Origin of the sequence: Capnocytophaga gingivalis ATCC 33624 (assembly GCF_000174755.1) — a bacterium.
Classification (GTDB): Bacteria; Bacteroidota; Bacteroidia; order Flavobacteriales; family Flavobacteriaceae; genus Capnocytophaga; species Capnocytophaga gingivalis.
On the sequence record NZ_ACLQ01000007.1, the window covers coordinates 1 to 13,701 of the forward strand.

The 13,701-nt window shown below is 41.0% G+C and carries 9 protein-coding genes; 2 read left to right on the forward strand and 7 right to left on the reverse strand.

The features are described 5' to 3' along the window. Positions 1-358: 358 nt before the first annotated feature. From CAPGI0001_RS01920 to CAPGI0001_RS01945, 6 genes are read right to left on the reverse strand one after another with little or no spacing between them, the layout of a single operon-like run. Positions 359-2,731, reverse strand: a complete 2,373-nt coding sequence (locus CAPGI0001_RS01920) for a heavy metal translocating P-type ATPase (protein WP_002666130.1) — start codon at positions 2,729-2,731, stop codon at positions 359-361. A gap of 58 nt (positions 2,732-2,789) precedes the next feature. Beyond that, entirely contained in the window at positions 2,790-3,764 is a 975-nt protein-coding gene (locus tag CAPGI0001_RS01925; RefSeq protein WP_002666158.1) for a lysylphosphatidylglycerol synthase transmembrane domain-containing protein, read from the reverse strand. 37 nt (positions 3,765-3,801) lie between these two features. Beyond that, entirely contained in the window at positions 3,802-4,962 is a 1,161-nt protein-coding gene (locus CAPGI0001_RS01930; RefSeq protein ID WP_002666133.1) for a Wadjet anti-phage system protein JetD domain-containing protein, read from the reverse strand. Further along, positions 4,959-8,357, reverse strand: a complete 3,399-nt coding sequence (locus CAPGI0001_RS01935; RefSeq protein ID WP_002666132.1) for an ATP-binding protein — start codon at positions 8,355-8,357, stop codon at positions 4,959-4,961. The genes CAPGI0001_RS01930 and CAPGI0001_RS01935 overlap by 4 nt, the downstream gene beginning before the upstream one ends. Then, the gene (locus CAPGI0001_RS01940) at positions 8,341-8,922 is read right to left on the reverse strand and encodes a DUF4194 domain-containing protein (protein WP_002666165.1); all 582 of its coding nucleotides are present in this window, start codon (positions 8,920-8,922) and stop codon (positions 8,341-8,343) included. The genes CAPGI0001_RS01935 and CAPGI0001_RS01940 overlap by 17 nt, the downstream gene beginning before the upstream one ends. Continuing rightward, positions 8,919-10,376 carry a DUF3375 domain-containing protein gene (locus CAPGI0001_RS01945; RefSeq protein ID WP_002666145.1) on the reverse strand — a complete coding sequence of 486 codons (1,458 nt, stop codon included), beginning with the start codon at positions 10,374-10,376 and terminating at the stop codon, positions 8,919-8,921. Before CAPGI0001_RS01945 ends, CAPGI0001_RS01940 begins: the two co-directional genes overlap by 4 nt. A 194-nt stretch (positions 10,377-10,570) precedes the next feature. On the opposite strand from CAPGI0001_RS01945, the gene aspS reads away from it, so the two are divergent. Both aspS and ygiD read left to right on the forward strand, forming a co-directional pair. Beyond that, positions 10,571-12,319: an aspartate--tRNA ligase gene (gene aspS / locus CAPGI0001_RS01950; protein ID WP_002666121.1), complete on the forward strand. Its 1,749-nt coding sequence runs from the start codon at positions 10,571-10,573 to the stop codon at positions 12,317-12,319. A gap of 17 nt (positions 12,320-12,336) precedes the next feature. Beyond that, a complete protein-coding gene (ygiD, locus tag CAPGI0001_RS01955) occupies positions 12,337-13,134 on the forward strand; it encodes a 4,5-DOPA-extradiol-dioxygenase (RefSeq protein WP_002666129.1) in 798 nt (265 codons plus the stop codon). Between the two features lie 84 nt (positions 13,135-13,218). Here the strand turns inward: ygiD and CAPGI0001_RS01960 are convergent, their stop codons facing one another. Next, positions 13,219-13,608, reverse strand: coding sequence for a hypothetical protein (locus tag CAPGI0001_RS01960; protein WP_002666135.1), 390 nt, complete (start codon positions 13,606-13,608; stop codon positions 13,219-13,221). Positions 13,609-13,701 lie beyond the last annotated feature (93 nt).

Sequence of the window (13,701 nt, forward strand, 5' to 3'; positions counted from 1 at the left end):
ACTCGTATAAAGCCCGCTTAGTCTAAATCTTTCTGTGCTGTATTATCAATATTTCTTAATGAACTTCTCGCTCTTCTAGCGGGTGCAAAGGTATAACCTTTTTTCCACTCTACCAAATATTTTTTAAAATATTTTTTTAGCTTCATTTATCACCCTCATCTTTTTTGCGGGTGCAAAGGTACAACCTTTTTTTCATTCCACCAAATATTTTTTAAAATATTTTTTTCTTCTTTTTATGAGCGTCACTCCCTTATCGAAAGCGGGTGCAAAATTACAACAAGTTTTTTAATTGACAAAATAATTTGTCATATTTTTTTGATTATTTTTCTAATTTTTTTCTAAGAGATTGATTTTCAATTTATTTTATAAACTTTTTTACCAGTCCATTAGTCATCAAAGTGGTGAAAAGCACTATACTAATAGAACTGATAGGCATCAAAATCGCCGCTACTACGGGTTCTAAGTTCCCTGTTACGGCAAAGAATGTTCCTATACAATTATATAATAAGGAGAGTACAAAACTTATTTTAATAACCTGCATGGTCTTTTTACTTAGAGTAAGGAATTGTGGAAGCTTCTCTATCTCAGAGGCCTGTAGTATCGCCTCACAGGCAGGAGAAAAAGTATTGCTATTTTCAGCTACCGCACAGCCTACTTGAGCTTGCTTGAGAGCACCAGCATCATTCAGCCCATCGCCCAGCATCATTACTATCTTTCCTTCTTTCTGCAATTGTTCTATATAATGGAGCTTATCAGCTGGACTTTGATTAAAGTGCAGAGATACTTTTGCTGAGAGTTGGCTTTGTAAGAAAGCTTTTTCTACCTCAGTATCCCCAGAGAGGAGCGCTAAAGTATAGCCCTTGTCCTCTAACTCATGGAAAACGTTAAATATATGACTCCTATAAGGGTTCTTAAAGGTATATTTGCCAATTAATTGTCCATTAATACTCACATATACCGCTGTTTCATCTTTGTTATCCTTATCAGCGACAAACTTAGCCGAGCCTATTTTTATATGGTCAGTACCTGAGGTCGCCTCCATTCCCTTTCCTATCAACTCTTGGTAACTATCCAAAGCGTGAATACCCACCTGATTATAATAATCATATAGTTGGCGAGATAGCGGGTGGTTGGAGTTGCGTAATACACTTTTGAGCAAAATGAGTTGTTCTGCACTCATAGAAGTTCCCTCATAGCTAATTTCTTGGGTATTACTTTGGGTAATAGTACCTGTTTTGTCAAAAATAAGGGTATCTACCTGTGCCATTTGCTCTATAGCCTGAGTATCTTTGAGGTAAAATCGATGTTTTCCTAAGAGTCGGAGCATATTTCCCAAGGCAAAAGGAGCGGAAACCGCCAAGGCACAAGGGCAAGCGATAATAAGCACTGCTGTAAAAGCATTGAACGCCTCGGTAGGAGTGCCATAGAAAAGCCAAAAGGCTAAGGTTAGGAAAGCTATGAGCAGTACAAAGAAGGTAAAGTACTGACTAATCTTGTCCGTAAGAGTCTTAATACCTTCGTTTTTGTTCTTTTGAAAAGACTCATTGCTCCAAAGCTGGGTAAGATAGCTTTGGGAAACGGTCTTGGTAGCTTCTATCTCTATAGCGGTACCCTTATGGCGACCTCCTGCAAAGAGCTTGTCTCCACTGTTCTTTTCTGTCCATTTGGACTCCCCTGTCACAAAGCTATAATCTATCTGGCCTACCCCACGAATAAGCACGGCATCTACAGGAATCAGTTCCTCATTGCGAATGAGCAAGCGGTCGCCCTCCTTGATATCATATACTTGAATACTCTCTTCCCTACCCCCCTCTATACGAGTTACTCCTATAGGGAAATAGCTTTTGTAATCTCGCTCAAAGGAGAGAAAGGAGTAGGTGCGTTGCTGAAAAAATTTGCCTATCAATAGCAAAAAGACCAAGGAAGCCAAGCTATCAAAGAAGCCCTGTCCCCTACCCGATATGATATCATAAGTACTGCGAACAAACATGGTAAGTATTCCCAATGCCAAAGGAATATCAATGGTAAGAAAACGATTACGAATCCCCTTGTATGCAGAAACAAAGTAATCGGTAGCGGCATAGAACATCACAGGCAAAGAGAAGGCAAACATCAGCCAGCGGAAGAAATCCTTATACCGATTGAACCAAAATTCGTTGTCTTCAAAGAACCCTGGGAAAGACAATAGTCCAATATTTCCAAAGGCAAAACCTGCCACTCCCAACTTATATAGTAGTTGCTTTTGTCCCTTTTTGTCCTTCTTCTGTGAATAATCATCCAAACTTATATAAGGAGCATAGCCTATTTTGGATAGAAGTATCACCAACTCTTTCAGCGTGATTTTGTCTTTTAGGTAACTAATACGTACCATCTTTTTAGGAAAATCAACTAAGGCATGTATCACACCTTCGTGTAATCTCTGCAAATTCTCCAACACCCAGATACACGAACTACAGTGAATATGAGGAATATATAAGGAGACGATTTGTGTATTCCCCTCGTCAAACTCCAGCAGCTTTGCCACAATCTGGGGATTGTCTAAGAAATGATACTTCTCCCCTGCCTCTTCAGGACGTGCCCCAGGGGTTTGCTCGTAGGTATAATATTTGTCTAACTTATTGGCAGAGAGAATTTCATAGACCGTTTGGCACCCTTGACAACAAAAATACTTATCATCAAAGACAATAGGATGTTTTGGGTCACAATAATTTCCACAATGATAACAAGTCATAGTTGTTAGTTTTGAGTTTTAAGTTATTAATTGGGTTATATTTATTACCTTTTAGCTCTTACCTATTTCCTTTATTAAGAATAGGTAATAGCAAAAACGACAATCCTCCGAAAAGGATAATCATCAAGAATTGGGCAATCCATATCACCCAACCCAAAGCTGTCCCAATGGTCTCAGCTACACCAAAGAGGAGCAATACCTTAGCTATAAAAAGCGGATAGGCACCCAAACCACCATTGGTAAAGACAATAGCAAAGCTCCCAATGACAAAAGCGGTAAGTACTTGTATCAGTGAGAGATCCTTAGTTTGCTCCATGGAAAAAAATACTATATAGAACATCAGAAAGTACATAATCCAAATAAATAAAGTATGGGCTACAAATTGCCACTTTTTCTTCAAATGTACAATAGAGAAAATTCCTTCCTTGATGCCTGAAAGTAATTGGCGTATCTTCTGTGCTATGGAAGTAGTAGATCGGTAAAGCCAATAGAGAAATGCTACAAACAAAAGCCCTAAAACTAAGAGTATTACTATAATATAGGAAAAAGTAAAATAGCTTTCTAAGAAATGCCATACCAAATCAAACTGGAAAACAAAAACAATGGCAATGAGTAACAGCAAAATACACATATCTATAGCACGCTCAGTAAGTATGGTACCGAAGGACTTATCAAAGGGGATCTTGTCATACCGATTGATAAGCAAGGCACGAGAGACTTCTCCGGATCGAGGTATGGTCAGGTTCAGCAAATAACCAACAAATACCGCCAAGACAAGGTTGTACCGCTTAGGAAAATAGTGCATAGAAGCAAGGGTATACTGCCAGCGAAGCCCACGAGATACATGACTGAGGAAGCCCATACCCACCGAAAGCCATAAATAGGAATAATCAGCCCTAAGGAATTGTTCCTTGATAAGTGCTAATTCCTCTGTACTGAACTGAGCAAAGGCATACCAGCACAAGAAAAGCCCCAATAATAAAGGGAGTACAAGTTGTAAAGTCTTCTTTAGGTAGTTTTTGTTTGTCGTCATGACATATACGTTTTGGGCGACAAAGGTAGTGAATTATTTACAAATAGGTAGTTATAAGTACCAAAGTTTGTAGTAACCAATCTTGTGGGATTTTCTCCTGTTCTAAACGGAGATTTTCGGTTTTAACCCTTTCATAAAGAGCTTTTTCCTCTGGAGTAAGCCTCAGTTCCACCGTAATAGATGAAGGAGTGCCCTCGTATGCCTCATAGAAATGCTCAAATGTAGCCTCGTCCATAAGGAAACTCTCTACCGAAGGGAAATAAGTACGGAATTGAGAGAGAATTTCAAAGCCTTGAGCATCTATATCGCCCCAATAATATAGCTTTTTAGTGGCAAGCCAGCTGGCTTCTTTGAGTGCGGCCACCCCATAGCCACTCCCAAAAATGGCAATGCTCTTCTCCATAGCAGGAAAAGCGAGAGTGGTATAGAGCGAGGTTTTATTCTCTACCACCCACACCCGCTCCACAGGAAGAGCTAAGCGATTGAAGAGGGAGATAGGAATAGCCATATCATCTATTCCTTGAAAATAGGCATCAGCTATATCCTGATCCAAGATACGAAAGCGTACCAATGGTTCTTTGTCCTTGAGATGAAAGCGTTGTTCAAAGTGAGTAGCTCCCACCTCAAGAGTATCAGCCAGCAGTATATTGAGCAATTCCTGAAGTATGCCCTTGTGTTGCTCTACAAACTTGGTGTGTACCGCTATGGGTAGTTCTCTAATATAGCAATTAGGATGAGGATTTTCTTTAAAATAGCTACAGACCTTCAGAATATCTGTCCATTCTGTCTCATTTTGTACTACTTTCTTTGGATACTTCTGTATCCATGGGGTTAGTTGAGGAAAAATTGAGATAATAAGGGCTATATTTTCTCTGAATTTGGCAACTTCCTTTTCTTTGGAAAGGAATCGAAGAAAATCCTGTTCTGTCTCAAAGTAGATACTCACGGGTATATCCTGCTCGCCTAAGTATTTGGTACGTGTTCTCTTATAATCCACGGTATAGCCAAAGCCTTTGCGATCCTTTGCCTGACTATTGAGGCTTTCTATTTGTTGGGCAAAATCTGAAAAATTATTTTTAGCATAGGTCTTATCCCCTCGTATCTCAATAGGTGCAAAAGGGGTATCGGCCGCTATATCAGAAAGATAAGGCAGATACTTTTGGGTGGTTTTTTTGCGTATTTCTTCAGGGGTTATCATAATTGAAAGTATTTTTCCCGTTCAGCCTTGAATTGTTCTATAGGCATATTGATCAAGTGCGAGGTCTTATTCTTAGCACGAGAGACAAAATGTACAAAAGCAATATCATTCTCCACTATATGAATATTATCACTAGGAGTTACCACCAGCAATTGCAGGTGTAGCTGGCGACAGAGGGTGATGAGGTAGTATGCACGCTCCTCATCTTGTGCTTTAAAGGCCTCATCTATAGCGATAAAGCGGAAAGAATTACCCTGCATTCCGTCCTTGAGCATACCAAACTGATAGGCCAAGGCAGAACCTAAAATTGTATAAGTGAGCTGCGCCTTCTCCCCACCTGAGAGCTGCCCCATACGCTCGTAAGTCTTGGCCTTAATACCTGTCTCTCTAAAGGATTCTTCTGCCTTGTAGCTAAACCATTGACGTACATCCAACACCTTCTTACGCCAAGTTTCATTTTCTAACCGCTTGATGAAGGGGGCTATATGTTGTTCAAAGTGCAATCTACGTCCTTCTTCTTGGTTAGAAAACTCATTGATATTGACCCTTGCGCGCCTGAGTAGGTCCTTGAACTCACTTACATCGGCGCTTACTCTTTGGAAATGTACCAACTGTATATAGGTTTCAGGCTTGGTATTGAAGTTTATTTCCTTGAGTGATTCATTGAGCTGACGGATGTTCTCTCGTATCTCCTCTGCCCAACTGTCAAAGAAGGTGGCAAAACTTCCCATTTTGTGAATAGTAGTCTCATGTAGGTAGTCTTGGAACTTCTTTTCATACTTAGGTAGGTTATCCTTCTTAAGTTTGTCCAAATAATGCTGATACTCTGTCAAAAGTACAAGGTCTATTTTTTCAGGCAATGGATACGCATCTGCTGTCCAATCCTTAAATTTTTCTATAATAGCCGCTGATGGATTCTTGAACTTAGCAATTGCTTTGGTAATCTCCATTTCCTTTTTGCTAATCAGTTGCTTGTTCTCCTCTATTTGTTTGAAAAGTGCAGAGGCAAAAGCCTGTCTGTGTGTCTCTATATTAGCATAAGACAGCTCAGACAGATGACGGTATTTGGCCACAAACAGTGCTATATCCACCTCTGGATTAGTTGCCAAAATGGTCTGATGTTGTTGTTTTTTCTCAGTGATTTGAGCTATGGTTTGTTCTATGACTAACTCTTTTTTCCCCACTTCCTTTAGGGTTATCTTAAGGGCAGCTTGCTCTTCTTTGACCTTCTTGAGCTGTTCTTGAAGGGCTTTGATTCGATTATTTGTCTGCTCCAATTGTTCTATAGCGGTCTCTAATTCTTGGATTTTCAAGGCATAAACTTGCCAATTGATGGTATCAAATTTAGCAAATTGCTTATTTAAATCACCAATAATAATTTGCTTACTTCTGAGTTCCTCTCTTTTGAGTTGTAACTCCTTCAGGGTGGTGTCTTTCTTCTTTTTTATCTCTTGTAGGCACACGAGCTCCTTGGAGAGTTCGCTGAGCTTTTCTTTATTATCCCAACCCAAGACATAGTTGCTACGCTTTGCAGTGGTCTCTCTGTCGTCCTTCTCATGCTTGCCCTTACGATACTTTACCAATCCCTTAGGAGTAAGAGCCATCTCTGCAAATTGCTCAAATTCACTTAATTCTTCCACACAAACAAAATTATGCTGGTTCTCTATAAGGTATTCCACCCAAAGGAAATAGGGGTGTTTGGGCTTTATCTCTATCTTATCGAGTAGCAGTCGCTGCTCTTGTCGTGGTTGTTGGAATATCTTAGGCGGTACCTGCTCATACTTATAGTAGCGAACACGTCCTTTAAGGTTATGGGTATTGACATACGCATTGACCTTGGAATAGAACTTAGGAGGTATCACCAAGTGTAAGGCAGTATGGTGTAATACCTTCTCTATTGCATACTCCCAAGCGCCTTCCGATTCCTTGACCTTGATAAGCTCGCCTATAAAAGGGATTTCTTCCTTAGTAGCTCCTACGGCAGAGAGAATTTCGTCCCGTATAGCTGCCTCACGACCTGAGATATTGTTCTTATTCCTGCGCAATATCTCTATATTCTCCCGTAAAGCCTCCATCTGCAGGGCTACTTCCTCATTTTCATTGACCAACTTTCGGCAATTATCCTCTTGTAAGAACTCCTCAGATCTGATTTTCTTGAATAAAAGTTGTGCTTCCTCCTTGTTTGCTTTGAAAATCTCCTCATCAGGATCACTCTTCAGTTCAAAAGAAGCCACGATCCTATTATATTGTTCGGCATTGCGCATGCGTTCCTCCTTAGCCAAGAGATTTTCTTTCTTTTCTTTCTTTAGTGTTTCTATTTGCTTGCCCACTGCATCGTTGCGGATATCCTGTTCCAAGTCCAACCGCTTAGTATCTAATGCTTCGTCCTGATCTTGTAGAGCAACATTGTGCTGCTTTACTTCTTCCAAAATAGCTGTTTGCTCAGCTATCTCGTCTGTAGCAAGACTTACATATTTTTGGGCAAATCCATACACACTCTCAGATTGTAGCTGCGCCAGTTCCCTACTCTGCTCAGTAGCTTGTTGTAAGATTGTTATATGTTCACAGATAGGAGTAAGCATCTCTACCTGTAGTTTAGCTTTCTCTATATTATCATTGGCTTCTGTAAGGGTAAAAAAGCTGGTTCTAAGTTCTTCGTATCTCTCTTCAGAATCCCACTTGTCCAGCATATGGGTCGAGATAAAATCATCCAAATCGTCCAAAACTTTCACCCCTACCATTTGGTTGAATAAAGAGAAAGCATTCTCTGAACGCATGCCAAAGAGGGAGCGCATAGCACTCTGATAGTCCTTAGGTCCTGAGAAAAACTCCACTTGCTTGCGCTTGGACTTGTCATAGTTATACTTGGCCTCTAAGAGCTTTTTCCAATCTCCACGACTATCAAATTTGGGAAAATCCTTAGCTATTTCTAAGGGACGATGGGCGATCCCGTAACTCTTCTTGAGATCTTGCCCACTGAACCAGCGCAGTTGAAACAATGTTACTGTCTGCTGGGTAGTACTTGAAAATGAAGCTAATATAATAGAGTACGTATCCCGTTTGTCTCGGAGCATTTGGGTGGTGGTAGAAGAGGCTCCTTCCTTTAGGATATTCCCATAATAGCCTAATACATAGGATTCTTCCGTACGATCTCCTCGTTTTTCCACTCCTGAAGACTGGTTATAAAAACGCTTGTTGTGTATGGGTACCAAAAGGGTCAGAAGCGCATCTATATAGGTACTCTTACCCGATGCATTGGCACCCGTGAGTAAAGAATTGTTCCCTTGAGGTGCTATCCTTACAATCTCCTTGTGGAAAGTTCCCCAATTGAGTACTTCCATATATTGCAGGCGAAAACCTGCCGTATCCGAATTGGTACTAAATAGTTCCCACATAGTCTGATAGTTTTTGTTTAAAATCTTCCAATATATCTAGGGTTATCTTTTGCTTGATAATCCTATGTATCTGATAGCGTGTATCTTCCTTGGAATTTAACACCTTGAGAAATCCCAGGTCCTTAGCATTGCCTATATATCTATCTATATCCTTTAAAAACTTTACCTTGTCATACCCTTCTTGGAAAAATAAGCCTACCTCCTCCTTTAGCTCAGAATGAGAAATTATTTTTTCAAAAGACTGAAAATCAGTGGGATTATTATCAAAATCCTCCAATAATTGCCTGAGTACCACCAGCACTACTGAGGTCTCAAAGCCTATAGATTGCCTCCTGACCAAGCCCATGGTATTCCCTTGCTCGTCTTCCAATTGCCTTACAAAAGCAAATCCTTCTTCTTTTCTTACGACTAATTCTAAGCCTATAGTATGTATATAATCTTGTATTTCCGTCTGATAGGTAAGAATACGCTCCCATAATAAGCCTGTTTCCTTGTCTACAGGCCCTCTAAGTAGCTGGACTATAGCCCTGCTATAAGGTTGTTCTACTTCTTCTAACTTTTTCATAATGAGATAATTATTTCAGGGAATTGGATACGCTTCTGGTGCTCCGTATCAAAGATAATATCCTGCATTTTTTCATTATTAATCACATACTTACCTTCAGTGGCTACCGCAAAATAAGCAATAAGTTCTGTCAAGCCTTTCTTAAGTCCTCCATTAGCATTGATAAGTGTAGCCAAAGAAACTTGTCCCCGCTCTTGTAGTACTTTACGAATATGCTCCCTGATAAGCTCCTTGTTTATAATCTTATCTGAAAATAACTTGTCGAGTTGTACCGCATCGGAAAGGGTAGTATTTGCATTTTCAAAACGTTCTTGATATGTTGCCTGTTCTTTTTTCTGGTCAGTAAGTCGCCTATCAAAAGGAATCTGAATATCAACATCTGTCTCTATTTCAAAGGATACAGTAGGAATTTGTTGCTTTCTACTCAGAGAGATAAGAAAGTCCTTAATTTCTTTAATTGTATGTTTGGTAGCTTGGTTATCCGTGGCATTATTTTCCCGAATGATACGGCTAAGCTTCTCGGCCATTTTGTCATTGGCCTTATCTACACGTCTGCCTAAGTGATACAAGTGCCCACGCATACCTCTTAGGAAATAATCCTTTATAGGGATATCTTTTTCCTGCAAGGCCTCATAGAGTTGCCTAATGAGTACCTCCCATTCCTCTTGCAATTGCCGACTAACAAGGAACTCAAAGAAGGCATAAAAACTCTTCCCCTGCGGACTATTCTTAAGCTGATCCAATGCATCAAAGGTAAATTCCAATATGGCATCCTTGGTCTGCTCTCCCGAATGCTTCTGATAGATTTCCTTGGTAATCTCCTTAAAGTTATCCTCCACCTCCTTGAAGTCCGATAGCAGTTCCTTAGCCTGCTGGGTGAGTTGGTTAAAGCGGGGGACTATCTGATATTCCTCATATACCTGCACCTCTTCCCCTCGCTTGAGCTTATCTATCTGCTCCTGTAGTGCATCTCTACGCCGCTCCAGCAACAGAAGACGCTCCTGCCTGTCCTCATTGGTAAATTCCACTAACTCCTTAAGTTGATGAAAGATACTGCTGAACTTGGATTCTGTCCCTATATACTCCTCTTTCTTCAGTGACCAAAGCCAATCTATCACCTTAACCGAATGAGACGAAAGCTCATAATACACCTCCCCCTGTTCGTCCTGATAGTTTGTCAAAAAGCCTTTGCTGAGCCAATTGCGTACATAGTGCTTCGCCTTTTCATCAAAAAGCACCTCAAAAGTCGCTTCACTCTCCTCCTCTTCCAAGTGTTGGGTTTCTATAAAGTCCGATAACTGCTGGAAAAGGACCTCCTGAGCTAGCACCTTATGGTCTTCAGTAAAGGTCTCTATGAAGAAAGTAATTATAGGCACCCTATTCTTAGACTTAAGTAGTTCCACACTGGGAGAGGTTCTAAGTATATCTATCAGTTGTTGTGTAGGGCTTTCCATTTTTGGCAATAATTAGCTCGTTATCAGAGGCAAAGATACACATTTTTTTCTTATTATAAAAATTTTACACCTCTTTTTTCTGCTTTATCCAACACTTTTCATGATTTTATTATCTATATAATAAAATTGCCTCATATCTTGCACTTTTCAAAATTAATAACTATTTTTGCAGGTTATTAGAACCTATTAAAAAAATGTACAGAACGCATACTTGTGGAGAGTTACGACTCTCGCACGAAAAACAACAAGTAACCCTCAGCGGATGGGTACAACGCATCCGCAACAAGGGATTTATGATTTGGGTAGACCTTCGCGACCGCTATGGCATCACCCAGCTTATATTCGATGAAGAACGCACTGATAAAGCAGTCTTCGAGCAGGCGAAAACCCTCTCACGCGAGGACGTGATTCAGATACAAGGAACTGTGATCAAGCGCGAGGCTGCCAATACAAATATTCCTACCGGAGAGGTGGAGATCCTCGTTTCGGCACTCACCTTGCTCAACCACTCTGAGATTCCTCCCTTTACCATTGAAGATAATACCGATGGCGGTGAAGACCTCCGTATGAAGTACCGCTATCTCGATATACGCCGTACTCCTGTACGTGATAACCTTATTTTTCGCCACAAGGTAGGCATGATCGTGCGCAACTACCTCTCTGGACAAGGCTTTATAGAGGTAGAAACCCCTGTACTTATCAAATCAACACCCGAAGGCGCACGTGATTTTGTAGTGCCCAGCCGTATGAACCCAGGTGAGTTCTATGCCTTGCCACAATCCCCACAAACCTTCAAGCAGCTGCTAATGGTAGGCGGATTGGATAAGTATTTCCAAATTGTAAAGTGCTTCCGTGATGAAGACCTCCGCGCCGACCGTCAGCCGGAGTTTACCCAAATAGACTGCGAAATGTCGTTTGTAGAACAAGAGGACATCATCCAAACCTTTGAAGGATTGGCAAAACACCTCCTCAAAGAACTCAAAGGCTTAGAGTTTGGGGCTTTCCCTCGTATGACGTATGCCGAGGCGATGAAAACTTACGGTAACGACAAACCCGATATCCGTTTCGGTATGAAATTCGGTGAACTCAACGACATTGCGCAACACCGCGATTTCAAGGTATTCAACGAAGCCGAATTGGTAGTAGGTATTGCCGTACCTGGAGCTAATAGCTACACCCGCAAAGAGATTGATACTTTGGTAGAATGGATGAAACGCCCACAGATAGGCGCAACAGGCTTGGTATATGTAAAATGCAATGAAGATGGTAGCTTCAAATCATCAGTAGATAAATTCTATAACGAGGACGACCTCAAAGCGTGGGCAGAACGTACGGGCGCCCAAGCAGGCGACCTTATCTGTATCCTTTCAGGAAAGGCCAACAAAGTACGTGGGCAACTCAGCGCCCTCCGTATGGAACTCGCCGAGCGTCTCGGCTTGCGCAAACCTGATGAATATGCACCACTTTGGGTAGTAGATTTCCCTCTTTTGGAGTGGAGCGAAGAGGAAGAACGCTTCTTTGCGATGCACCACCCTTTCACCTCGCCTAAACCTGAGGATATTCCGTTACTCGACAGCAACCCAGGTGCTGTACGCGCCAATGCTTATGACCTCGTGCTCAACGGCAACGAAGTAGGCGGTGGTTCTATACGTATCTTCAACCAAGAGTTACAAGCCAAAATGTTTGAACTCCTCGGCTTTACTCCCGAGCAAGCGCAAGCACAATTTGGCTTCTTGATGAACGCTTTCAAATACGGCGCTCCTCCTCACGGTGGTTTGGCTTTTGGCTTCGACCGATTGGTGGCACTGCTCGGCGGACAAGAAACCATACGCGACTTTATTGCTTTCCCTAAAAACAACAGCGGTCGCGATGTGATGATTGATGCCCCCTCCCCTATCGATGAGGCACAACTCAAAGAACTCGCAATTCAATTAGCAAATTAGAAATTAAAATTCTTTTAATGACTAAGAAAATCCCAGCTCTATTTGTAGGACACGGCAATCCGATGAACGCTCTTGATGAGCAGAATCCTTTTAACCAAAAGTTTGCCGAAATCACACAGACTTTTGATAAACCAAAAGCTATCTTGTGTATTTCTGCTCATTGGTATAGTGAGGGATTATTTATTATGGGAAACCCTAATCCTCCAATGATGTATGATTTCTACGGATTTCCAAAAGCTCTCAGCGAAGTGCAATATCCCGCTAAAGGTTCTCCAGAGTTAGTAGCACAAGTGCAAGAACTCCTTGCAGATACTGACCTAAAAGTAGACCCCGAACGCGGATTTGACCACGGCGCTTGGGCGGTATTAAAGTTCTTGTACCCTAAGGCAGATATTCCTGTAGTACAACTGAGCTTAGATGCTACCAAGCCTGCTCAATGGCACGCCGATTTAGCCAAAAAACTCGCTCCCTTGCGCAAACAAGGAGTATTGATTTTAGCAAGCGGAGATATCATACATAACTTACGCCTGATGAACTTTCGTTATATCAACGATTTAGATGCTGGTTATGATTGGGCTTTTGCCTTTCGTGATCAAATCAATCAAACGATAACCGATAATAACTTAGAGGCATTAGTACATTTTGAGCAATTCGGAGAAAACGCAAAACTATCCGTGCCCACTCCCGACCATTACTTGCCTTTGCTCTATGTAATGGCTTTGCGAGAAGAAGATGATGAAGTGCTGATTTTCAATGATTCAATCGTAGGAGGTTCTATCAGTATGACCTCAGTACTCGTGGGAGGAAAGTCTTAGATCATAAGAATTAAACCTTTAAAAAAGGCTGTCACAAACTAAAATTTGCGACAGCCTTTGTTGTTTTTTAACTTAAAAATATCTTTACTCCTCTCTTTCCTCTATCGTTAGAATAGATAAAGGATTATTAAGACCAAATCGCTTGGTCTTATGGATAGTTCTTAAATCATACAATGCGTTTTTGTGCATAGAAGAACCTTGATGAAATCCCTTACGAAAGTTAGGGTTAGCTTCTAAATTTTTATACAACTTCTTATAAAGATACTTAGCCGAGGCGTCCATTAGTTTGGTAATGAGAATCATCCGCAAGTAAATACACTCTATAATGTCTTCCGTTTCTCTTCCTCCCGTACCTTCTATAACATAAGGCAGTATATCTTGATCATAAATACATTTTTCAGTATCTATGGTAACATTAGGGCTAGAGACAATGATAAACTGACGGTAGGTAAAACCCTCTATCTCCTCAAGCATTATTGAGGGGATAGTGCTTTCATTCTCTCGAGTGATAAGAATTTGCCGATACCCACCCTTACCATCTCCTACCTCTATATAGAATGAGGCTCA

Bases quoted from the DNA above. Each gene is read 5' to 3' on its own strand.
- CAPGI0001_RS01940 (WP_002666165.1), bottom strand. From the start codon at position 8,922: ATGAAAAAGTTAGAAGAAGTAGAACAACCTTATAGCAGGGCTATAGTC.
- ygiD (WP_002666129.1), top strand. From the start codon at position 12,337: ATGACTAAGAAAATCCCAGCTCTATTTGTAGGACACGGCAATCCGATG.
- CAPGI0001_RS01960 (WP_002666135.1), bottom strand. From the start codon at position 13,608: ATGCTTGAGGAGATAGAGGGTTTTACCTACCGTCAGTTTATCATTGTC.
- CAPGI0001_RS01935 (WP_002666132.1), bottom strand. From the start codon at position 8,357: ATGTGGGAACTATTTAGTACCAATTCGGATACGGCAGGTTTTCGCCTG.
- CAPGI0001_RS01925 (WP_002666158.1), bottom strand. From the start codon at position 3,764: ATGACGACAAACAAAAACTACCTAAAGAAGACTTTACAACTTGTACTC.
- CAPGI0001_RS01920 (WP_002666130.1), bottom strand. From the start codon at position 2,731: ATGACTTGTTATCATTGTGGAAATTATTGTGACCCAAAACATCCTATT.
- CAPGI0001_RS01945 (WP_002666145.1), bottom strand. From the start codon at position 10,376: ATGGAAAGCCCTACACAACAACTGATAGATATACTTAGAACCTCTCCC.
- aspS (WP_002666121.1), top strand. From the start codon at position 10,571: ATGTACAGAACGCATACTTGTGGAGAGTTACGACTCTCGCACGAAAAA.
- CAPGI0001_RS01930 (WP_002666133.1), bottom strand. From the start codon at position 4,962: ATGATAACCCCTGAAGAAATACGCAAAAAAACCACCCAAAAGTATCTG.